The 22,615-nt window shown below is 71.9% G+C and carries 15 protein-coding genes; 6 read left to right on the forward strand and 9 right to left on the reverse strand.

From position 1 onward, the window contains the following. Window positions 1-10: 10 nt before the first annotated feature. On the forward strand, window positions 11-451 hold the full coding sequence (locus WMF33_RS00960; RefSeq protein WP_437335368.1) for a hypothetical protein: 441 nt from the start codon (window positions 11-13) through the stop codon (window positions 449-451). A gap of 57 nt (window positions 452-508) precedes the next feature. Here the strand turns inward: WMF33_RS00960 and WMF33_RS00965 are convergent, their stop codons facing one another. Both WMF33_RS00965 and WMF33_RS00970 read right to left on the reverse strand, forming a co-directional pair. Further along, entirely contained in the window at window positions 509-3,886 is a 3,378-nt protein-coding gene (locus tag WMF33_RS00965) for a carbamoyltransferase N-terminal domain-containing protein (protein WP_437335369.1), read from the reverse strand. A 504-nt stretch (window positions 3,887-4,390) separates the two neighbouring features. Then, window positions 4,391-6,499: a radical SAM protein gene (locus tag WMF33_RS00970; protein ID WP_437335370.1), complete on the reverse strand. Its 2,109-nt coding sequence runs from the start codon at window positions 6,497-6,499 to the stop codon at window positions 4,391-4,393. Window positions 6,500-6,904: 405 nt separating this feature from the next. On the opposite strand from WMF33_RS00970, the gene WMF33_RS00975 reads away from it, so the two are divergent. Beyond that, entirely contained in the window at window positions 6,905-8,155 is a 1,251-nt protein-coding gene (locus tag WMF33_RS00975; RefSeq protein ID WP_437335371.1) for a glycosyltransferase family 4 protein, read from the forward strand. 94 nt (window positions 8,156-8,249) lie between these two features. On the opposite strand, the gene WMF33_RS00980 is transcribed toward WMF33_RS00975, so the two are convergent. Then, window positions 8,250-8,423, reverse strand: coding sequence for a hypothetical protein (locus tag WMF33_RS00980; RefSeq protein WP_437335372.1), 174 nt, complete (start codon window positions 8,421-8,423; stop codon window positions 8,250-8,252). A gap of 320 nt (window positions 8,424-8,743) precedes the next feature. On the opposite strand from WMF33_RS00980, the gene WMF33_RS00985 reads away from it, so the two are divergent. Together WMF33_RS00985 and WMF33_RS00990 are read left to right on the forward strand one after the other, a co-directional pair. Further along, window positions 8,744-10,585, forward strand: a complete 1,842-nt coding sequence (locus WMF33_RS00985; protein WP_437335373.1) for a vanadium-dependent haloperoxidase — start codon at window positions 8,744-8,746, stop codon at window positions 10,583-10,585. Window positions 10,586-10,797: 212 nt separating this feature from the next. Further along, complete coding sequence (locus WMF33_RS00990) at window positions 10,798-13,434, forward strand: ATP-binding protein (RefSeq protein WP_437335374.1); 2,637 nt, start codon at window positions 10,798-10,800, stop codon at window positions 13,432-13,434. A gap of 33 nt (window positions 13,435-13,467) precedes the next feature. Here WMF33_RS00990 and WMF33_RS00995 read toward each other — a convergent pair whose 3' ends face one another. The 5 genes from WMF33_RS00995 to WMF33_RS01015 form a co-directional block, all read right to left on the reverse strand. Further along, a complete protein-coding gene (locus WMF33_RS00995; RefSeq protein WP_061627042.1) occupies window positions 13,468-14,892 on the reverse strand; it encodes a M20 family metallopeptidase in 1,425 nt (474 codons plus the stop codon). A gap of 214 nt (window positions 14,893-15,106) precedes the next feature. Next, a complete protein-coding gene (locus WMF33_RS01000) occupies window positions 15,107-16,309 on the reverse strand; it encodes a lanthionine synthetase C family protein (RefSeq protein ID WP_437335375.1) in 1,203 nt (400 codons plus the stop codon). Between the two features lie 182 nt (window positions 16,310-16,491). Beyond that, window positions 16,492-17,097, reverse strand: coding sequence for a hypothetical protein (locus WMF33_RS01005; RefSeq protein WP_437335376.1), 606 nt, complete (start codon window positions 17,095-17,097; stop codon window positions 16,492-16,494). Between the two features lie 168 nt (window positions 17,098-17,265). Next, window positions 17,266-18,549: a hypothetical protein gene (locus WMF33_RS01010; RefSeq protein WP_437335377.1), complete on the reverse strand. Its 1,284-nt coding sequence runs from the start codon at window positions 18,547-18,549 to the stop codon at window positions 17,266-17,268. Next, a complete protein-coding gene (locus WMF33_RS01015; protein ID WP_437335378.1) occupies window positions 18,546-19,157 on the reverse strand; it encodes an RNA polymerase sigma factor in 612 nt (203 codons plus the stop codon). Before WMF33_RS01015 ends, WMF33_RS01010 begins: the two co-directional genes overlap by 4 nt. 376 nt (window positions 19,158-19,533) lie before the next feature. On the opposite strand from WMF33_RS01015, the gene WMF33_RS01020 reads away from it, so the two are divergent. Beyond that, window positions 19,534-20,427 carry an STAS domain-containing protein gene (locus WMF33_RS01020; protein WP_437335379.1) on the forward strand — a complete coding sequence of 298 codons (894 nt, stop codon included), beginning with the start codon at window positions 19,534-19,536 and terminating at the stop codon, window positions 20,425-20,427. 70 nt (window positions 20,428-20,497) lie between these two features. Here WMF33_RS01020 and WMF33_RS01025 read toward each other — a convergent pair whose 3' ends face one another. Continuing rightward, window positions 20,498-21,436, reverse strand: a complete 939-nt coding sequence (locus WMF33_RS01025) for a LysR family transcriptional regulator (protein ID WP_437335380.1) — start codon at window positions 21,434-21,436, stop codon at window positions 20,498-20,500. Between the two features lie 264 nt (window positions 21,437-21,700). Here WMF33_RS01025 and WMF33_RS01030 point away from each other — a divergent pair, with 264 nt between their 5' ends. Next, the gene (locus WMF33_RS01030; protein WP_437335381.1) at window positions 21,701-22,267 is read left to right on the forward strand and encodes a sugar O-acetyltransferase; all 567 of its coding nucleotides are present in this window, start codon (window positions 21,701-21,703) and stop codon (window positions 22,265-22,267) included. Window positions 22,268-22,615: the final 348 nt, after the last annotated feature.

Consider the following 22,615-nt stretch of genomic DNA (forward strand, 5'->3'; position numbering starts at 1 on the left):
TGCTGAAGGCATGCCCCTCAGCGACGACGTCCCCGAGTGGAAGGCGCTGCGAGACACCCTGCGCGATCTGGTCGCCCGCGCTGGGGCCGCCGCGGCGGCCGTGATCGACGAATCGAACAACATCTGGTGTGCCTGGCCGGTCGCGTCGACGGTCCCTCCGCTCGCCGCGCGCTTCGCCGAGCGGGAGCTCGTCGGACGTCCGGGGCCACCCCTCCGCCGAGGCGGGCGGCTCCGCGTCGCTCATCCCGCGGGTTCTCCTGACGATTCGTACATGGCGGAGTCGTTCGGAGGCATCTACGTGCTGGTGCTGTGGTTCAATGGCCCGTTCGACCCCGACTTCCAGCGGGCTCGCCTGCGGCGCGAGCTCCCCCGGATCGAGGCGCTGACGGTCGCGCTGCCGCCTCCGGACGGCCCGGACGCGACCGAGGGCGCCGCGAAACAGCGCGCCTGACGCGCCGCCCGCCGACCGGGCGCCTGGCCGAGCGAGGCCGGTTCGACGCCCGCGCGCTCAGAACATCACGTACATGGTGTCGGACACGACCTCCCGCTGCGCGCGGTGAGGCACGCGGCCGACGATGCGAACGCCCTTTGCGATGACGGGGGCCAGGGCGCGCGCGAGCTCGGGTGAGCTCCAGCCGCTCGTGATCGCGCGCCCGAAGGCGTCCGGCTGCGCCGGGCGTCTCTCCAGGACGCGCGGATAGGTGGCCTCCGGGTCGATCCGCTCCCACCGGCCATCCGTCGGGGAGAGCGTGGCCGCCCCTGCCTCGGCGAGCCCTCCCGTGATGTCCACGAGCGCAGGCAGGAAGTCGCGGTCGAAGAGGCGCTCGAGCGGCCGTGTCAGCTGCTCGGGCGCCGGAGCCCCGACGGACGCCCACTCGTCGTACGCGCCGCCCTCCTCCGGCCACGGCGGCTGCTGCTCCTTGAGGAACAGATGATCCTCGATGAAGAGGGCGTCCATGTCGGTCCGCATGAAGCAGCGGTAGGCGTCGTAGGGCGTATTGACGATCGGCTCGCCGCGCACGTTGAATGACGTGTTGACGATCACCGGGCAACCCGTCTTGTCGGCGAACGCGTCGATCACGGCCCGGTAGGTGGGGTGCGCCTCGCGGGTCACGGTCTGCACCCTGGCGGAATAGTCGACGTGGGTCACCGCCGGCACATCGCTGCGGGGCGCCCGGACGACCTCGAGCAGATCCTCGGAGCTGCCGCGGGAGAACGGCTTGCGCTTGTCCTCCACGAGCGGCGCGACGAGCAACATGAACGGGCTCTCGCCCACGCAGTCGAAGTACTCGCTGGCTCGCTCGGCCAGAACCGACGGCGCGAACGGTCGAAACGACTCGCGGTACTTGATCTTCCGGTTGAGCGTGACCTGCATCTCGCTGCTGCGCGCGTCGCCCAGGATCGAGCGCGCGCCGAGCGCGCGCGGGCCGAACTCTGCGCGCCCGCTGAAATGCCCGACGACCCGACCCGAGGCCAGGAGCTCGGCGACGCGGGCAGCCCGGCTGGACGGCTCGAGGCGCTCGCACGGAAGCCCGTGGGTCTGCGCGAAGGCCTCGACCTCGCTGGGCGAGAACGCCGGCCCGAGATAGGAGCCGCGCTGCGCGGAGCCGGGCGAGCTCGCCGGGCGCCGAGGCTGTCCGAAGTAGCTGTGGTAGGCGTCGAGCGCTGCCCCGAGCGCGCCCCCCGCGTCCCCGGCGGCGGGCTGGATCCAGATCTCGTCGAACGGCCCTTCCCGCAAGATGCGCCCGTTGGCCACGCAGTTGAGCGCCACCCCGCCGGCCATGCACAGCTTGGAGGCCGAGGTCAGACGATGCGCGTGCGCCGCCATCTTGAGGACCGCCTCCTCGATCGCGACCTGCACGGAGCGAGCCAGATCCATCTCTCGGCGCGTGATGCGCGCGGCGGGATCCCTCGCCGGCCCGTCGAAGAGCGCCGCGAACCTCGCGTTCGTGATGGTGTCCTCCCCGAAGAAGGTGAAGTACTGAAGGTTCAGGCGGATCGAGCCGTCGTCACGGATCTCGACCAGATTTTGAAGGATCCTGTCGACGTAGCGCGGCTCGCCGTAGGGGGCCAGGCCCATCATCTTGTATTCGCCGCTGTTCACCTTGAAGCCGGTGAACTGCGTGAAGGCGGAGTAGAGCAGCCCGAGCGAGTGGGGGAACCGCATCTCCTGAAGGAGGCGCAGCTCGGAGCCTCTGCCGAGGCCGATGCTCGCGGTGCTCCACTCGCCGACCCCGTCGATGGTCAGGATCGCCGCCTCCTCGAACGGGGACGGGAAGAACGCGCTCGCGGCGTGCGAGCGGTGGTGCAGGTTCTCCAGCACGAGGCCTCTGTAGGCGAGCTCGTGCTCCAGCACCTCGGCGATCCGGAGCTTGGTCGACAGCCATGACGGGAGCATGGCCGCCCACGGGTCCCGCGCGGATCGGCCGGCCGCCGCGGCGCTCGAGAGGACGCGCTCGAAGGCGAGCGCGCTGTCATCGTAGTAGGCGATCGCGGCCAGATCCGTGAGGTCGACGCTCGCCTCCTCCAGACAGAAGTTGATGGCCTGGCGCGGGAAACCTCGGTCGTTCTTGACCCGTGAAAACCGCTCTTCCTCGGCGGCCGCCACCACCTCGCCGTCGCGCACGATGCACGCCGCGGAATCATGGTAGAAGCAGGAGATGCCGAGGATGTACTTCTCGCGCGGGCGGGCGTGCCGCGGCTGCGCGACGACGCCTCCGGCCGCCGGCGCGCTCCGCGCCGGGGCTGGCGCGCTCCGCGCCGGGAGCAGGCCACGATCCTGGATATGCCGCGCGAGGACCCTCGCGACCTGCTCGTGACCTTCCGGGCTGAAGTGCGGGTCGATGGGGAACGAGATGCGCTTGCGCTCGTCGAACGGGAGCCGCGCCAGCTCCCCGAGCAGGTCGAGGTGCTCGCAGCCGAGCTCGCGCGCCGCGTCGGCGAAGAAGGCCTGATAGCTCGCCGCGCTCGGGATCTGGCAATAGTAGCGGACCGGGATCGGCATCAGGAGGACCGGACGAGGTCGAGCGGCCTCGACGAACCTGGCGATGATGGCTCGCAGGAGCCTGGACCCGTCCGACGTCGGCTGATCGTAGTGCGCCGAGCAGGGGCGAAAGCCGAGCATCCGCTGTATCCACGGCCGGAATGGCCTGATGTCGTCCCACGATCGCGGCGCGGCGAATCGAACGAGCTGATCGAACAGGGGCTGTCCCTGCAGCCGCTCCATCACGTCCGAGGCCGCCCGCGTGATGGGGGTCATGTTGGCCGGCTCGACGGGGACGCCGCGCAGCTGGCTGTACAGCATGGCCAGCCCGGGCATGCTGGGGAAGTGGTGCTCCCACGAAAGCCCCGCGTCCGGCCTGTCTCGCGGCACCGGCTGCTGGCGAACCGCGAGCGCGCCATCGACGAGCTCGAAATAGGGCTTTGGCACCAGGAGCTTGCGTCCGGTGGCGCTGTCGATCGAAACGCGGTGCGTCGAGAGCACGCGCTCGACGTTGTCGATGTACACGGCGAGGACGATCAGGTCGGCCTCGACCCCGGCGGCGAGCTCCTCGAGGATGAGGGTCTGTTGGTCCGTGCCCGACCCGGAGAGCCCGTAGTTGTAGACCTCCGCGGAGAGGAGGCGGCCGAGGTGCTCGGTGTACCGCTCGTGGTTTTCGCAGCCGTCGCCGGCGGTCATCGAGTCCCCGAACACGAGTATCCGCGGCTTGCCCTGCCGCTGCGGCGCGTAGTCGACATCGGAGCGGAAGCCCTGCGCGTTGGTGCGGACCAGATAGCCGCCGCGTTCATGCGGGATGCGCGCCTTCTGGTTGGGGACGTACAGGTGGCCGATCCGAGGGTGATACGAGACGAGCATCCGGTGGGTCTGTTGAGCGAGAAGAAACATGGCCTTGCCCTTCGGGGTGCTGGTACCTGTGCTGGCGCTGGCGTTGCCCGGCTCGTGCTGCGGCCCTGCTGGAGGCGAAGGAATCGTGCTGATCCGCCCGCCGCGGGCGGCGTGGTGGACGTAGGCGCTCCCCGCGCCAGACGCCTCCGATGCGCGGGCGGGTCGCGACATTCACGGACCGCGGCAGCGGGTGACCGGCGGGCCGAGCGGAGCTCGGGGCGTCCGCTCCTGCGCCCGGTCGGCTGCCGGGTCATGGCTCGCGCGTGTCCCCTATAGTGGAAGTTTGTTCGTTATAGCGGAATGTGCAGGCGGCCCCTGATCATCGCGCCGGTTCGATCTGGAGCACGTCCCAGGCCGGCGTGTGGTTGTTCTCCTCCGGAACCTGCGACGTCAGCGTCCCCCGGCGAGATCACCGGGTAATGGTCCAGATACGCCGGATCGCTCGCGCCCGGCAGCGGCGACACGAACCCGCGATTCAGAGGTGAGCGCGCGAGCGACAGCGTGCTATTTCGTCCGCGCGGCCTTCTGCGCCCGCGCAAGGTCGTCCTCCAGGCGCGCGATCACGGCGACGATGCGGTCACGCGGCGCGGCGTCGAGCCACATCTCCAGCCCGTGGCTGCGCGCGAAGTCGACGAGCGCGGGCAATACGCGGCCCGGCTCTGCGGTGCTCACCGTGGCGAAGGGGTGGCTCCACCCCTTGTCGGTCGCGAGCGCGTCCTCCGCGGTCAGATAAGGCCGCAACGCCACCTTGAGCGCCGCGGGCGTCATGCACGCCGTAGTCTCCTGGGAACGCCGCTGGAACGTGGCGGAGAGTCGGACCGGGCCGCCATCCATCCACTCCGCGGTTCCGCCGGCGCGCTGGATCTGGAAGCCGTAGCGCGTCGGGATCCGCGCCGACGTGGCGATGAGGTAGCGGTCCGCGATCACCGCCCTGCCGTCGAGCGAGTCGGCCACGGAGGCGGCCTTTGCGGCGTCCGGGAACGAGGCCCAGAGTCGCGCGCGGTCGGCGCTCGGGGGGCGGGCGGCGAGCCATTGAGGCCAGCGGGCGTCACCCGGGCGCGGGGCCAGCTCGGCGGCCAGATGGGCGCCGTGCCGCTCGGCGATCGCCGCGAGCTGCGCGATGGTGCCGTGGAGCGCTCCCAGATCCGGCGCCGCGGAGGAGAGCGACACGTGGCGCACCGGGACGGGGCCGTACAGGTCGAGGCCGCGCCTCTCGAGGACGGCGACGTCGTCCACCGCCAGCGCGATCTCCGCCGCCTCCAGCGAGGCCGCGTCCTCGAACCGCAGGCCCGCCACGATCTCCACCGGATCGTGCTCGTGGACGCCGGAATACACCGCTCGTCCGCCCCGCTTCCACAGGAGCGCGCGCAGCGAAGGGAAGTCGTCGTCCGCGGCCATGCCGGTGTGCACCATCACGCTCCCCCCGACGCGCGCGATCGAGTCCGGCGCCACCTCTCCGCCCTCCAGGCGGATCCCCTCGCGCTCCAGGAGCGATCGCCACTCTTTCCCGAACGGTTCGCCCGGCGTCCATCCCGGCAAGAGATCGTCGATGTAGCGGCGCGCGTCGTCGAGCTCCTCGAAGCGCCCGACGAGCACGCAGTCGCCGCTGTTGTTGCCGGAGAACCCCTGCCAGATGCGGATACCGTCGGAGAGCGGTGGCTTGCGCCGCGCGGGCCGGGCGCAGCCCGGGAGCGGCGCGGGCCCGAGGAGCCGCGCGCGCTCGGCAGACCAGGCGGCGAGCACGTCGTCCGCCGACCGGACCGGCGCCCCCCGCTTCTGGAACGAACAGGCCTTGAGCGTGCGATCCGAGGTGATCGTCACGAAGTCGAGCCCGGCCCCACAATCGCCGTCCACCCCCTCGAAGAGGCGCGGCACGGGCTCCAGCCGGTCCCCGAAGCAGACCGACAGCCGCGCGCGAACAGGGCTGTCCGCGATGATCTCGGCGAGGCGGCGCTCGCCCTCCGGGCCGAGGTGGTTGTCCGGGTCGAGCCCTACATACCGCAGCAGCGCCACGTCGCGGCACCCGAGCTGGGCGAGCCGCTCGAGGAGCGCAGGCAGCGAAGGGAGCAGCGCGGGCGTCGCGAGCCCGTTCACGCCGAACGTCACGCCCGCGGCCGCGAGCAGCTCCAGCCGGTCCTCCCAGGGCGTGTCTCGGTACACCGAGACGCGGATCTCCCCGACGTGCGGCGCGAGCGCGCGGAGCCTCCGCTCCGTGAGCAGCGTGCCGTTCGTGGTGAAATGGAGAGCGAGCGCGGTCCGTTCGGCGAGGCGCGCCAAGAGCTCGTCGAAGCCGGCGAATGCGAGGGGCTCTCCTCCGCCGAACGCCACCTCGAGGAGGCCGCGGCGCGCGAGGCCCGAGAGCACGTCGAACGCCCCGTCCACCGTCCACTCGCTCCCCGCTTCCAGGTCCCGCGAGCAGAACGAGCACGCGAGGTTGCACCGGTTGGTGATGCCGAACAGCGCGACGCGCGGGGCCCGCCGCGTCAACCGGCGCGTCTCGGCGCCGTCCCAGCGCACGTTCGTCCCCGTCCGCGGGTGGAACCAGAGGAGCGCCCCGTCGAGCGCGTGGGGCCGGAGCTCATCGCGTGACGGCAGGGGGACCGCGTCTTCCATGGCGCGAAGGATACTCCGTTTTGCAGATTTGTGTACGACCGGGGCGCACGCCTCGTCAGCGCGCCGGCCTCGATGAGCCGCATTCGTTCCAGTCGTGATCAGGCGCGCTCGCGACGGCGCGCCGACTCCATCCTTTCCTATTGACCGTGGAGCGGGTACCGTTCAAGAATTAGCGACACTCGCGGACGCTGGGCTCTTTGCGTGCCTCGTTCGCCCTCGTGCGTTCGAACAAACCATGTCGCTCGGCGTTCGAGCTCGTCTGTTCTGGGTGACAGGCGAGCCACCCCGTACGCAACGTACGTGGTCGCCTCGGCAGGCGCGGCCGGAGCACGCGGCTCTTCACGAAAGGTACGAGAACTCCCGTCGAGGTGCCTGTCGCCTCGGACGGCCGGAACGGAGGGGCGCATGAGGCGGCTGCGCGTCTTGCTCATCACCAAGGTCTTTCCCAATGCGATGCAACCGGAAGAGGCGCCGTTCAACCGGCACCAGTTCGCCGCTCTGTCGCGGTATTGCGACGTGGAGGTCCTGGCGACGATCCCCTGGTTCCCCGGCGCCGCGCGGTTCTCGAAGTGGCCGATCGCCACGGGAGCGCCAAGAGAGGAGGTGATCGACGGGCTGCCGGTCAGGCACCCGCGCTTCCTCTACGTCCCTCGAATCGCGCAGGGGTTGAACGGTGCCCTGTACGCCGGCTCCCTCGTCCCGGAGGTCGCCCTGCGATGCACTACGCCAGACGTCATCGTCGGGGCGTTCGCGTACCCGGACGGCTGCGCGGCCGTGTGCCTCGGCCGGCTCTTGCGGATCCCGACGGTCATCAAGGTGCATGGCACGGACATCGACGTCTTGCCGAGCCGGCGCGCGGTGGCGCGATCGCTGCGCTGGGGGCTCCAGCGTGCGGCGAGGATCGTGGCCGTCAGCCACGAGCTCGCCGCTGGGGTCGAGGCGCTCGGCGTCCCGCGCGAGCGTATCGATGTCGTCATGAACGGTGTTCACTCGCACGTTTTCCGTCCGCAGGACCGCGTTGATGCGCGGCGCCGCCTCGGTCGCGCCCCGGAGCGCCGGACGATCCTCTTCGTCGGACAGCTCGTCCGAGACAAGGGCATCTTCGAGTTGATCGAGGTCTTCCAGGGTCTCGCCTCCGCGCACGCGGATCTGGATCTCGTGCTCGTGGGCGACGGCGCCGAGATGAAGGCGTGCAGAGCGGCAGCCGAACGGCTCGGCGGTCGGCTCACGGTGATCGGCGCTCGCCCGCACCACGAGATCGCCGACTGGATGGCGGCCTGTGACGTGCTGGCGCTGCCGAGCCGCCATGAAGGCACCCCGAACGTCGTGATCGAGGCGCTCGCGAGCGGGAGGCGCGTGGTGGCGACGAGCGTCGGCGGGATCCCCGGCCTCCTCCACAGCGAGGCGCTCGGAGAGCTCGTCCCGCCGAAGGACCAGGCGGCGCTGGCCGCGGCGCTCGCGCGCGCCGCCTACGAGCCTTATGACGCGGCGCGGGTCGCCGCCATCTCTGGCTGGCGCGACTGGGACCATAGCGCGCGGAGGCTGTGTGAGGTGCTCGAGAGCGCCGCGCGTCCGCGCTGCGAGCAGAGCGCCCCTGCGCGCAAAGACGACCAGGACTCTGCCTCCCGCTCGCACATCTCAGGAGCCGTGCTGTAGCGCGCGCCAGCGCGCGCGCCGGGCGCCTCGCGCCGACAGCAGCCGCGCGAGCTCACGTCACCGCAATCGTCCCTCGACGGCGCGGGTTCAGCGCCTAGCGCCCGGGCGCGCCAGAAAGCCGGTCTTCCGGCTCGGGAGGGAACGGCGCGTCCTCCGGGTGGAGATCGCGATAGAGCTCCAGGACCCCAGCGAGATCCCGCGCCTCGGCCGTACGCACGACGCCGTCCAGCATCGCGGAGCCCGCCCCCTCCTCGCCGCGCTGTCGCATGCGCGCCCGATACCACCGCGCCCCGGACGACAGAAGCCCGCAGGTGCGCCGCAAAACAAAGTCCTTGCTCGACGCTATCCGTTATAGTAGACGTTCATCCTGTAAAACGGATGGCGGAAGGAGACCGCTGCCTGTCCCCTCCTGGCCTCGTCAGCGCTCGGAGCGCGCGCCGCCGGAAGCTCGTCTTCTGCATTCACCCTCTCCGCTTCCTGGACGAGACGCCTCCACCCGAGCTCACGGGCCGGATCTCACGGGTGCTCGGCCGCGGACGCCGCGGCGAGCGGACGCCGACCTCCATGCAACGAACGGAGCTGAACGCCATGACCATCGATTCTCACGATCGCGATCCCCGGAGCGATGCTTCGACGCCCGACGCCGCGAGCCCCGAGGGCGCCGCGAAGGGACCGAGGGCCGACAAGGCGGCTGGCCGGCGCGCCTTCATGGGCGTCGCCGGCTCGCTCGCGGTGGGCGGCGTCCTCGCCGGGAGCCCAGGCGTCGCGCAAGCGGCGCGGGGCAGGGGTATCGACGACCTGCTCGACGGGATCGGGTCGCTGCGCCGCGATCCGCGCGTCTCGCCGCTCGATCACGAGCTCCGCCTGCGCGCGCTGCGCGTGCGCGTGGAGGCCGCGGTCGACCAGTTCGAGGAGCCCATCGCGCCTCACCCGGACAACGGCGACGAGGAGCGCTATCCCAACAAGATCGGGACGGACACGCGCGGCCTGCCCCACGACGCGCGAGGCGAGGTGGATCGGGCCGCGTACCGCGTCGCCGCGCGCGCCCACGCGTCGCGCGAATGGGACGATTTCGAGGCCATCCCGCTCGCCGGGACCCGCAAGCTGGTCAGTCCGATCGGCACGCTCGCCGTCAGCCTGATCGGCACGACCCCGGCCCAGATCGGCGTGCCCCCGGCCCCCGCGCTGGCGAGCGCGGAGAAGGCCGCCGAGGCGGTCGAGGTCTACTGGAAGGCGCTGCTGCGGGACGTGCCGTTCGAGAGCTACGCCGACAGCAGCGACGTGGCCGACGCGATCGAGGAGATCGATCGCCTCTCGGGCTACACCGGCCCCCGGGCCGGCGGCCGCGTCACGCTGGAGACGCTGTTCCGCGGCAGCGTCACCTACGCCGATCCCCGGGATCGCTCGGGCAGGACGGCCAAGCACGTGGTTCCTCCCGGCGTGCTCGACGGCCCCTACATCTCGCAGTTCCTCCTGCGCGACATCCCCTATGGCCCGCAGGTGCTCCAGGGCGCGTTCCGCACGGCGCTGCCGGGCAACGACTTCCAGACCGATTACAACGAGTGGCTCGCGGTGCAGAACGGGTTCAGCCCCACCCGGTCGATCGCGTACGACCCGGTGCGCCGCTACCTCTCGACCGGGCGCGATCTCGCGGAGTACGTGCACGGCGGCGCGGCCAGCTTCTGGGGCGCGGCGCTGCTCCTCGGCGCGGCGCGCAGCGCGAACCCGAGCGTGCCGGGGGGCATCGCGGCGCCCCTGAGCCCCACGAACCCCTACCTCACCTCGGAGACGCAGGCGTCGGCCGCCGCGACCTTCTCGCTCGCCTACCTGCAGGGCCTGCTCCCCTTCGGGACGTCGCGCGCGATCCGCGCCGCCTACTGGCAGAAGTGGTTCGTGCACCGCAGCATCCGCCCCGAGGGGTACGGCGGGCTGGTCCACCAGCGCCTCGCGAACGGGCGCGAGTACCCGCTGCACGACGACATCCTCGGCTCGCTGGCGGTCGAGCTGACGTTCGACACGTTCGGGAGCTACCTCTTGCCGCAAGCCTTCCCGGAGGGCGCCCCGCTCCACGGGTCGTACCCGGGCGGCGCCGCCGCCATCGCCGGGGTCAACGTGACGCTCCTGAAGGCGTTCTTCGACGAGGACCACGTCATCGAGGATCCGTTCGTCCCCGATCCGGCCGACCCGACACGGCTCGTCCCCTACAGCGGGCCGCCCCTGACCGTGGGCGGTGAGCTGAACAAGCTGGCGACCAACGCCTCCTTCGGGCGCAACTGGGCGGGCATCCACTGGCGCACGGACGCCGCGGCGTCGCTGGCGCTCGGCGAGGCGGTGGCGATCAGCCTGCTCCGCGACGAGCGCCGGACCTTCCGCGAGCCGTTCGACGGGTTCACGTTCACCCGGTTCGACGGCACGCGAATCACGATCTGAGCCGGCCTCACCGCCCTGGGCGCGGCCCGCGGCCTCCCAGGCCGATGGTTTGCGCCGCGCCCGCGGCGTGAGATAGGATGCTCGCCGGGTCTCAGGTCCATCCCCGGCGGCACGCGGAGCGGGCATACTGCAGGGGAGGTCGCGCGGCGGTCGCCGGTCGGGGGCGCCGCGCGGGCAGCCACGGAAAGCTCCGCCCGTCGTCACGCCTTCCTATGCCGGATCCGAAAGATAGAAAGCGCACGCCGCCGTTCCTGCCGGGGCCGCAGCAAGAGCAGCTCTTACGGCACATCATATCGACGTTCCCTTACAGCATCTGGTGGAAGGACCGCGACTGCGTCTACCTCGGCACCAACGAGATGAGCGCCCGGGGAGCGGGGCTGAGCCGCGCCGAGGACATCATCGGCCTCACCGACTACGACCTGCCCTGGACCCGCGAGGAGGCCGAGCACTACATCCGCATCGACAAGGCCGTCATGGAGTCCGGCGAGCCGATGCTGAACATCGAGGAGACCCAGCGCCAGGCCGACGGCAGCACCCGCTACCTGCTCACGTGCAAGGTGCCGCTCAAGGACGAGCGCGGCGAGGTGTTCGGCATCCTCGGCTCCTGGACCGACATCACCGACCGCAAGCTCACCGAGATGGCGCTCGCCCGCGCCAAGGACGAGGCGGAGCGCGCCAAGGACGAGGCGGAGCGCGCCAAGGACGAGGCGGAGCGCGCCAACAACGCCAAGAGCGACTTCCTCGCCACGGTGAGCCACGAGCTGCGCACGCCCCTCACCCTGATCCTGTCCCCCCTGGAGCGGCTCCTCGAGGCCCAGCACGCGGCCCTGCCGGGCGACGTGCGCGACGAGCTGGAGCTCATCCGCCGCAACACGGCGCGGCTCCTCAACGTGGTGAGCGACCTGCTCGACTTCTCCAAGGCGGAGGCGGCGCGCATGGAGGTCGACTGGGAGCCGGTGGATGTTCACCGGTTCACCGCGCTGATGCTGAACGACATCCGGCCGAGCGCGGTGGCCCGCGGCCGCACCCTGTCGATGAGCGGCGACGCGCTCGGCGTGGTCCTCCTGGACCGCTACAAGTACGAGCGCATCCTGCTCAACCTCATCAGCAACGCGCTGAAGTTCTCTCACCCGGGGGGGCACGTCGAGGTCTCCCTGCGCGCGCTCGACGACGCCTCGTTCGAGCTCAGCGTGCGCGACGAGGGGATCGGCATCCCGCGGGACGAGCTCGGCAAGCTGTTCTCGAAGTTCACCCAGGTCGACGGCTCGGTGAAGCGGAGGTACGAGGGCACGGGGCTCGGGCTCTCGCTGGTCAAGCAGTTCGCGGAGCTCATGCGCGGCGCCGTCGCCATCGAGAGCGAGCTCGGCCGGGGGACGACGGTCCGCGTGCGCCTGCCCCGGTCGGCCGAGGACGGCGGGCCCGAGAGCGACGAGCCGAGGTCGCGCAGCGAGAACAGCACCGCGCAGACGCGGCGCTGGCTGAGCTCGCTGCCGCCCGTGGGCGCCGCGCCCGACGGCCAGGGGCTGGAGGCGGACGCCGGCGCGCCGCGCGCCGCGCGCACGTCGAGCCGCCCGCCGGGGGCCCCGCGCGCGGCGCGGCCGGCCGCGGAGGCGGAGAGGCCGCTGCTCTTGCTCGTCGACGACAACCCGGACATGCGGCAGTTCATGCGCGCGCTGCTGTCGCCGAGCTACCGCCTCCTGGAGGCGCAGAACGGCATCGAGGCGCAGGAGCTCATCGAGCGCTCGCCCCCGCAGGTCATCGTCTCCGACGTGATGATGCCGCGGATGTCGGGGATCGAGCTCACCGCCTGGCTGAAGGCGCACCCCGTGCTGCGCCACGTGCCGGTCATCCTGGTCACGGCGCGCGCGGACGACGAGGCGATCGCGTCGGGGCTCGACGGGGGCGCCGACGAGTACCTGGTGAAGCCGTTCTCTCCGCGGGAGCTCCTCGCGCGCGTGCGGTCGATGGTGCGGCTCTACCGGTCGTACCAGCAGCTCGGCGCGGAGCAGGCCGAGATCGCGCGGCACTCGGGCATGGCGCAGGTCGCGATGGACGTCCTCCACAGCGCGGGCAACACGCTGAGCAGCGCCGGGGTCACGGCCGATCTGGTGCGGGATCGCCTGGCGAGGTCGCGGCTGCCGCGGCTCTCGAGGGCGCTCGGCGAGCTGCTCGCGGGCGGCGGCGCGGACCTCGCGGAGCCGGCGGGCGAGCCGCGCAGCGAGAGCCTGCGCCGCTACGTGGAGCTGGCGCTCGCCGCCCTGGAGCAGGAGCAGGCGGAGACGGTGGCGGACGTCGAGCGCCTGCGCGAGCAGCTCGACGTCATCCGCGACGCCATCCGCGCGCAGGAGAGGTACGCGTACAGGAACGCGTACCGCACGGAGCGGCTCTCCGTGAGCGAGGTGATCCACGAGGCGCTGCACGCGCACGGGGTGGCGCTCGTGAACGCGCGCGTCGCGCTGCAGCTCGAGCTGCGGCCGGTCGACGACGTCGTGGCGAACCGCCACGATCTCCTGACCATCCTCTACAACCTGCTCGACAACGCGCGGGCGGCGCTCGACGACGCGGAGGCGCGCGAGCCCTGGATCGAGATCTCGACGTGGCAGGACGGGGCCGAGGTGTGCTGCGCCGTGGAGGACAACGGGCCGGGCATCCCCGAGGCCGCGCGGATGCAGGTGTTTCAATACGGGTTCACGACCCGGGAGGGCGCGAACGGCATCGGGCTGCATTTCTCGGCGAACCGGATGAAGAGCTTCGGCGGGTCCATCCGGATCGAGGAGGGCCGCGAGGGCGGGGCCCGGGTCGTGCTCACGTTCGCGGCCGCCCCCGGCGCGGGCGCGCGCGGCCGCTGAGCGCGCCGCGGCGCCGAGCCCGCCGCGGGCCGCTCAGCGCGGCCGCGCGGCGTGGTCGGCGATCACGCTCGCCACGCAGCAGGTCAGCTTCTTCCCCATGCCGAGGTGCAGGAACTCGTTCGGTCCGTGCGCGTTCGATTGCGGCCCGAGCACGCCGGTGATGAGGAACTGCGCCTCGGGGAACTTCTCCCCCAGCATCGCCATGAAGGGGATCGTCCCGCCCTCGCCGATCCCCATCGCCGGCCGGCCGAAGAACGCCTGCGACGCCTTGCGCACCGCCGCCTCCAGCCAGGGCGCCGTCGCCGGCGCGTCCCAGCCGGGCGACGGCTCGCTCACGCGGAACCGGACCTCGGCGCCGTACGGCGGGTCCTGCTCCAGCGTCTGCTGCAGGGCCGCCGCCGCCTTCTTCGGGTCGACGCGCGGCGGGATGCGCATCGAGAGCTTCGCCCGCGTGAACGGGCGCAGCACGTTGCCCGCGCTGGCGATGGGCGGGAGGCCGTCGGCGCCGGTCACGGAGAGCGCGGGGCGCCAGGTGCGGTTCAGGAGGAGCTCGGCCACCTCGCCGGTCACCGGGCGCGCGCCCTGCACCCACGGCAGCTCGCTCACGACCGTCGCGCCCAGGACCTCGGCCGCGGCCCGCGCCTGCTCGACGCGCTCCCTCGGGATCTCGACGTGCAGCGCGTCCACGAGGACGCGCCCGGTCCGCTCGTCCTCGATGCGCGACAGGAGCTGCCGCAGGATCCGGAAGCTCGAGGGCACGACGCCGCTGCCCACGCCCGAGTGGATGCCGTCGCGCAGGATGCTCACCTCGAGCGTGCCCTGGAGGAGCCCGCGGAGCGACGTCGTGGTCCAGAGCTGGTCGTAGTTGCCGCAGCCGGAGTCGAGGCACACGACGAGGCTCGGCTTGCCGATGCGGTCCGCGAGCGCGTCGATGTAGGCCGGCAGGTCCGGGCTGCCGCTCTCCTCGCAGCCCTCGATGAGGACCACGCAGCGCGCGTGCGGGAGCCGCTGCTCGTGCAGCAGGCGCAGCGCGGCGAGCGACGCGAAGCCCGAGTAGCCGTCGTCGGCGCCGCCGCGGCCGTAGAGCCGGTCGCCCTCGCGCACCGGCTCCCAGGGGCCGAGCCCCTGCCGCCAGCCCGTCATCTCGGGCTGCTTGTCGAGGTGGCCGTAGAGGAGCACCGTGTCGTCGCCCCTGCCCGGCACCTCCATCAGGATGACCGGCGTGCGGTTCTCGAGGCGCACGACCTCCACCGTGAGCCCGGGGATCGGCTGCGCCTTGCACCAGGCGGCGAGGAGCGACGCCGCCTTGTCCATGTGGCCGTTCTCGCGCCAGGCGGGGTCGAAGGCCGGTGACTTGTTGGGGATGCGGATGTAGTCGTGCAGCGCGGGGACGATCTCCTGCTCCCAGCAGCGCTCGCAGGACGCGACGGCTTCACTCTCGTCGAGCTTCGTCAGCATGGACCTCTCCAGGGTTGAGGACGGCGGTGATCTCCGGGGCCGACTCTACAGCGCCGGTGGGGCGGGTGTACCGCCGAGAGGGGAGGTCTGGCAGATCCTGCGTGCGGCGGCGCGGCGGCGTGGTGCACGGACAGGCGGGCGGGCTCCGCGCCGCGCTTGGAGGGCCGCCGTCCGGGCGCGCCGGGCGAGCGTGGTCGCGCCGGGCGCGCCGCGCTCACCACAGGCTGTCGACCCCCGGCATGCCGCGGCTGCGCCCGTCGAGGCAGTCGAGCAAATAGCAGGCGAGCCCGGCGTCGCCGGTCAACAGGCTGTAGCGCCACTGGCCGACCCGGTGGTGCTCGGCCTCCGACTGCGCGATGGCCCACGTGGCGAACGCGCGGGCGCGATCGAGCCAGGAGGCGTCCTGCGTGCGCCGGTAGATCTCGAGCAGGGCGGCGCCGTTGCCGTCGGTGCCGTGGCACAGGGCCACGCCCTTCGCCAGCGGCCCGGCGGCCACGATCGACCGCGCGCCCTTCAGGAGCAGCGGCAGCGCCTCGGGCAGCGCCGCGTGGCGCAGCGACGTGATGATCCCGGGCGCGCCGTGGCACCACTGCAAGAGCGGCTTCGACGGCGGCCCCGCGTGCGCGGGCCAGTTGGCGAGCTCGCCGTCGATCGTCGCCAGGCGGCCGAGCCCCTCGAGCGTCCGCGCGCGCAGCTGCGATCGCTGCTCCGGGCTCAGCAGGGCATGGGCGCGCCAGAGCGCGTAGAGGTTGCCGGCCCACCCGTGCGCGGCCCCGAGATAGCGGACCCGGCGGCCGTACAGGTCCTGCTCCCACAGCCAGACGCCGAGGGCCTCGTCGTGCGTCCAGCTCTCCCACAGCGCCGCCGCGCTGTCGCGGATCAGCGCTGCCCAGCGCTCGTCCCCGGTCGCCTCGTGCAGGAACAGCGCCGCGAGCATCGTCCCGGGCGCGCCCCACAGCGCCTCGCGCGCGGGGTTGTCGCGGTTGTCGCGGATGATCTCGGCCAGGCGATCGGCCTTGCGCGCGTCCGGCCGGGCCAGACAGCACACCGTCAGCAGGGCGCTCTCGCCGAGGAACCACGACGGCACACGCTGGCCGTCGTCGGGCGAGCGGAGGTACGCCTCGAGCACCTCGTCGAAGATCTCCGGCAGGCTCATCGGCAAGCTGCAGAAGCCCGCCGCCGCCGCGCGGGCGAGGGCGAGCCAGACGCCGCACGCGCCGAAGTACAGGCCTTGGTACGGGCGGGGCGCCCCCGGTCCCGGGGCGCCCTCGGCGTCGCGGGGATGCACCGGCCAGCCGTGCCGGCTCCGGGCCGAAAGCGCGTCCGCGGCCCATCGCTCGAGCCACGCCTGCGCCCGCCCGGGGTCCCAGGGCTCGGGCGGCGGCGTGACGTGCCGTGTCGGATCGTAGAGGGTCATGCGGCCTTGGGCGCCGCGACGGCGCGGCGGCCCGGCCGAGGATAGCAGCGAAGCGGAGCGCGACACGCGGGACGGCGGCCGGGATCGCGAGCGCGGCCGCCGTGCTCCCTCGCCTGCGCGACCCCCGTCATCGGTGAGGGTTCATCGCGCGGAGCGCCGAGGGGGAGGGACGCGACCGCGGCTCAGGGACAGCAGGTGAAGAGCGCGCTGGTGACCCAGGCCTCGGGGCAGAGCAGCACGCCTGTGCCGTAGCCGATGTGGAAGAGCTGCTGGCCGGTCTCCGCGCACAGGGTGGTGGCCTCTTCATCGAGCGTCTGCGCGGGCTGGCACACGTCGCCGTGGTCGATCTTGCTCGTCCAGCACGCGGGCGAGGGCAGGGGCTCCGCCGCCGGGCAGCACTCGTAGAAGGCCCTGGCCGTCGTGACGCCGGTGCAGCCAGGGCTGTCCCTCTCGTAATCGAACATGGCGAGGTCCGCGCCCTGGTTCCTGCACGTGATGTAGGCCTGATCCTTCAGCTCGACGCCGTAAACGCACGTGAGCCCGTCCCCCAGCTCGCCGCCCCAGCACGTCTCCGGCGGAGGAGGGGGAGGCGGAAGCGGCGCCGGCGCGCAGCAGCCGGATGGGGGGGGAGGCGGCAGCTTGTCGTCATCGCAGCTCGATCCGTGATCGGCGTCGGCGCTCTCCACGCCCGCCGAGACCGTATCGCTGTCAGGGGCCGGAAGCTCGGGGCTGATGCAGCCTGTGCCGGCGAGGAGGCTGGGAATCGATAGGGTGAACAAGAGACCCATCGTGCAGAAAGAACGCATGGTATCCTCCGTCAAGCCCGGCGCTGGCCGGGCAGCGTCGACGCGCGCGCCGCCGGAGCTCCGGTCGCCGCGCTCTCTTCGTCGTTCCGCGCTCTATCAACCGCGGCCGGGCTGCCGGTTTCCTCCGTCAGGCCATCTTGCGACCGCGGCTCAGGGGCAGCAGGTGAAGAGCGCGCTGGTGACCCAGGTCTCGGGGCAGAGCGGCACGCCTGTGCCGTAGCCGATGTGGAAGAGCTGCTGGCCGGTCTCCGCGCACAGGGCGCTGGCCTCTTCATCGAGCGTCAGCAGGGGCTGGCACGCATCGCCGTGATCGATCTTGCTCGTCCAGCACGCGGGCGAGGGCAGGGGCTCCGCGGCCGGGCAGCACTCGTAGAAGGCCCTGGCCGTCGTGACGCCGGTGCAGCCAGGGCTGTCCCTCTCGTAGTCGAACATGGCGAGGTCCGCGCCCTGGTTCCTGCACGTGATGTAGGCCTGATCCTTCAGCTCGACGCCGTGAACGCACGCGAGCCCGTCCCCCAGCTCGCCGCGCCAGCACGCGGTCGGCTCGCCGTGGGCGCACGTGTGCTCGATACGGCCATAGCCGCCGGCTCCGCACGGATCGAGCAGCCTGACCTCGCCGAGGGCGAGGCCCTGCGCGCCGCAGCTCGCCTCGGCCTCGCGCCACAGGGCCTCCGCCGTCCGGCAGCTCGTTTCCTCGTGCGGGGGCTTCGGCTCCGTTGCTGCAGATTCGTCCGGGCCCGCGGCGCTGCTCTCGTCGCCGTGCTCCCCGTCTTGTCCGGCCGCCTCCGCAGGGGCGGCTGCGCCGCCGGAGCTGCGGTGCCACGAGGGGGGCTGTCCGCGCGACGCGTGCGGGGGCAGACCTCTCTCCGGCGCGTCGACCCATCCCCGGCTCGACGGGAGCGCGACGGCCGGCGGCTGGGTACGCGCGCGTGGCGGCGGGGGCGGGACGCGGTCGACGGGGAGCTCGCTGCGGCGCCGCCCCGAAGGCGCCTCGCGCAGGTCCGGCGGCGCCGCGGAGCTGTGCGGCGGAGGGGGCGAGGTCCTCGGCGACGGGGCGATCGGGCGGGACGGGCCTCGGAGGAGCGGGGCGTGGATCCGGGGCGGCGCCGCCTCGTGGTTGTCGGCGGGCGTGCGCTCGGGGAGCCCGCCGTCTCCGTCAGGGCGATCGCCGGTGATGCCGACCGCCGGATCGGCGGGGCTGCGCGTGGAGACCTCGGGGGGCGCAGGGCGCTGGACGGTGGCGCCGAAGACCACCGCGGCCGCGCCGGCGGCGACCGCGAGCACGAGCGGGCGTCCCCCGCGCCCGACGAGGGAAGGGCGCGCCCCGCGCAGCCGCGCGAGGGCGCGCGCCTTTCGTAGGGGCGGCGGCGTCGCCGCCGCGAGCCGCTCGTCCACCTCGCGCAGCAACGCGAGCAGGTCACGGTCTCGCGTCATGGCGTCACCTCCCATCCGGCGTCGCGGAGCCGCGCGACCGCCCTCTGAATCAGCTTGCACACGTACCCTTTGGAGTGGCCGAGGACGCTCCCGATCTCCTCCTGCTCCTTACCGTCGAGATAGAACATCGAGAACGCGACTTGCTCCTTGGGAGGCAGCTTGCCCAGCGCCTCGAACGCCCGGCGAAGATCGTCGCGCGCGATGGTCACGTCTTCCAGCGCCGGGCGCGGATCGGCCTGGTCCTGCCCGAGCAGCCAGCGGATGGGCGGGAGGGCGAGGAACCGGTCCCGCCGCAGTCGGTTCAGACATCGATTCGAGGTCGCCCGGTACAGCCATCCTTCAAGGTTGTCTCGATCGCTCAGCGTCGCGAGCGCCTTCATCAGGTCGAGGAACACGTCCTGCGTCACGTCCTCTGCCCAGGCCACGTTGCCATGGCCGTAACGGAGGGCGAGGCGGTACACCAGGCGATGGTGGCGGCGGTACAGCGCCTCGAGCTCCAGCGCCGCCGCGCCCGAGGTCCGCGCCGTGGCCGGGGTACCCGGCGGCGGCGCCGGACCGACGCGCTCGGTCGGGTCGTCCCGCTCGTCGTCGCCCGGAGGGGAGAGCATCTCTCCGGCCCGGGCCTGTGGGCCGAGCCGAGATCGCGCGGCGAGGTTCACGGGAGCCTCCGCGCGAGGGACCCGTCCGCCGCGACGCACCATGAGCCGACCACGAGCTCCGCCATCTCGCCCTCACCACAACCGAGCTCGCCATCGGTTTCCTCTCCGCGCGCCGGAGGCGACGATCGCGCGGCCGGACCCGGGCGCGCGAGCGTCGCCGCCAGCGCGCGCCCCCCCGCGGAGCGCGCGCCCGGGTCGCGGCGGTCCGACGCGCGTCGAGCGGCGACCGCCGCCGCCCTCCTCGGCAGCGCACGCGCAGCGCCGCTCCGATCGCCCTGCGACGCGCTTCTTTGATATACAGGGCGGAATAGAATCGGGGGAACGGATGACATTGGAGGCGGATTGCAGCGGTATCGTCGCGGAGAACCAGCAGCTGAGGCAGCGCATCCGGGAGCTGGAGCAGGCCGAGGAGGAGCGGGATCACCTCCGGGAGGCGCTGCGCCGGAGCGAGGAGCATGTGCGCCTCTTCGTCACCTACACCCCGGCCGCGGTGGCCATGTTCGATCGGGACATGCGCTACATCCTGGCCAGTAGCCGATGGTTGGCGGATTACGGCTTGAAAGAGCGAGAGATCATCGGCCGGAGCCATTATGAGCTCTTCCCCGACATCCCCGAGCACTGGAGGGCGGTCCACCGGCGGTGCCTCGCGGGGGCCTCGGAAGGCAATGATGGGGAGGCCTTCCCGCGGAGCGACGGGCACGTCGATTGGGTGCGCTGGAAGATCTTCCCGTGGCACACGACGAGCGGCGAGATCGGCGGGATCATGCTGTTCACGGAGGTGGTCACCGAGCGAAAGCGGCTCGAGGATACGCTCCGGATGCAGGCGAAGACGCTCCAGGAGCTGTCGACGCCCATCGTGCCCATCAGCCAGGGCGTCCTCGTGCTGCCGCTCGTGGGCGTGCTGGACGCGGCGCGGGCGCAGCAGATCATGGAGAACCTGCTGGGCAAGGTGGTCGAGCGGCAGGCGCGGGTGGCGATCATCGATGTCACGGGTGTGCCGCACATCGACACGGCATCGGCCGCCGGCCTCCTGCAGGTGGCGCGGGCGGTCCGGCTGCTCGGGGCGCAGGTCGTCCTGACGGGCATCCGACCCGAGGTGTCCCGGGCCATCGTCGGCCTCGACATCGAGCTCGGCGGCATCGTGGTCCGACGCGATCTCCAGAGCGGGATCGCGTTCGCGGCCGCGGCGGGCTCGGCGGCGGCGCCGCCGGCGGGTTGACGCCCCTGCCGAGGGGGGGCTGCTGCTCCGGCGTACGGCCACGCTGCGCGCGCTGGTCGACGTAGGAACCTTACGCCATTTGAAGCGCCCAGCCAGGAGCCCACGCTTGCGGGCGTCGATACGTGTCCCTTCGAGCCCGGAGGTGCTGGCGGAGCTTCGGGAGCGCTGGGTGCGCGTCGTCGCTTCGCCAGAGCATGGAATGGGGATAGACCAGCATGGGATCGCGAACCGGGATACGTCGGAGCCGGTATTCGGAGGGCCACACCAATCGTATATGCTCCCCCACCAACGTCGCGACCGCCGACGACGCCGCGACCTCCTCCAGGATCGCGTCGATGCCGAAGTTCGGCCCGACCGTGTCGATCGCGACTCCGAAGCTCGCAGAAAGCTCGTCGTAGTAGCGCGACCACTCCGTTCCTGGCACGTTGCCAGGCATCCAGATCCTGTGGCCGTTGAGGTCGGCAGGGCTCACCGCCGTCGCCGCCGCCAAGGCGTGAGCGTGATTCGTGAGCAACTCCACCGGATCGTCGAGGACGCGGGCAGCTTTGATATCTCTACCAAGCTGCTCCGCCTGGGTTACCGCGCGAAACGTGGCGTCGATGGCGCCCGACCTCAGAGCAGCCAATGCGCTCTGGATGTCGAAGATGTGCGTGACGACATGGATCTCGACCTCGGGATGTACGGCGTGAAACTCGCGGACTAGCCGCGCGGGACCGAGCTGCGGGTGAATCACGTCGACGCGCAACGGGCGGCGTTCAGGACGCACCGAGCTCACGGCTCGCTCTTCCGCTGCGAGGAGCTCCCGTGCATGCGGCAGGAATACTCGCCCCTCCAGGGTGAGCTGAGCTCCTCGCGGAGTACGCGCGAAGAGCCGGACGCCCAGCGTCGCCTCGAGCGCAGCCACGCGCTTCGAGGCCGCCTGCTGCGTGATCGTCAGACGGATCGCCGCCTCCCGAAACTGGCCCGTGTCGGCGACGGCGACGAACGTGCGTATGCTCTCGAGATCCACGTGGGGTCACCTTCGCGCCTTGGCGGGCGCGTAAGGTAACAGCTCGCTCGGGCGAGCTGCAACCCTCGGGGCGCGTTGGGGCGGGCGGACCGCAGGCGGGCGGCGCTGACGATGTGTCGGCCTCCCGGCGCGGCACAACCGGCGGTTGTTCATCCACGAAAAGCAGTTGTTTGATCGGCCGACCCCGCCCCGGCATCGTGCTCCGTGTCCGATGGGCGCTCCCCCCGAGCGCCTGCGGGCTCGAACCGAGAAGGGACCCAAGAGATGACGACCGGAAATGACGCCGCGTTTGCCGCCCGGGTGATCGAGATTGGCTCGAGCGAGTCCGAGAGGATGTTCACGAACATCCGACGCGCCATGAGGCTCGCCGGGGAGATCAACGAGCTCTCCTTCGAAGATGCCGACGAGATCCGGAGAAAATTCAGCGAGTTGACGGGCCGGCTGGTCGACCCGAGCTTCTCGCTCATCCCTCCCTTCTACACGGACCAAGGCGTCAACATCCGCGTTGGCAAGAACGTCTTCATCAACCAGTGCTGCCATCTGATGGACATCGGAGGGATCGAGATCGGAGATGACGTGATGCTGGGGCCGAAGGTGAACCTCATTACGTCGTATCACCCCGTCGAGCGCGCAGAACGGCGGGCTCGCGCCCTGGCGAAGCCCATCGTCCTCAAGAAGAACGTCTGGATTTCGGCGGCCGCCACGATCTTGGCTGGTGTGACCATCGGCGAGGACTCCGTCGTGGCGGCGGGCGCCGTGGTGACGCACGACGTTCCCGCGCGCTGCGTCGTGGCAGGTGTCCCGGCCCGCGTGATCCGCGAGCTGCCGTGAGGAACAACGAGATAACTCTCGTGCCCTCTGTGCCTCTATGGTTCCAATCTCTTCACTCTCGGGCGCTTCAAGCGGATCGGCGCTCTAGCCGAGCCGGAGCGGGAGAGAGCGCAGCCGCCGCCTGGTCAGCGCGAACACCGCGTTGGCCACGGCGGGCGCGATCGGCGGGGTGCCCGGCTCCCCGATGCCGCCCATCTCGGCGTCGCTCTGTGGCGCTGTCGAGCCCGCCGCCCTCGGGCGGCGTCCACTCGGCGCGGAGCGCGTCCGCCCCGCGTTTTCCCGCGCAGACCTCCGGGGTCGCTCGCCGTGCGCGCGGGCCCTGGCCACGGCGGCGCGGGGCCTGGCACA

The organism is Sorangium sp. So ce394 (genome assembly GCF_051474665.1).
Taxonomy (GTDB): Bacteria; Myxococcota_A; Polyangia; order Polyangiales; family Polyangiaceae; genus Sorangium; species Sorangium cellulosum_D.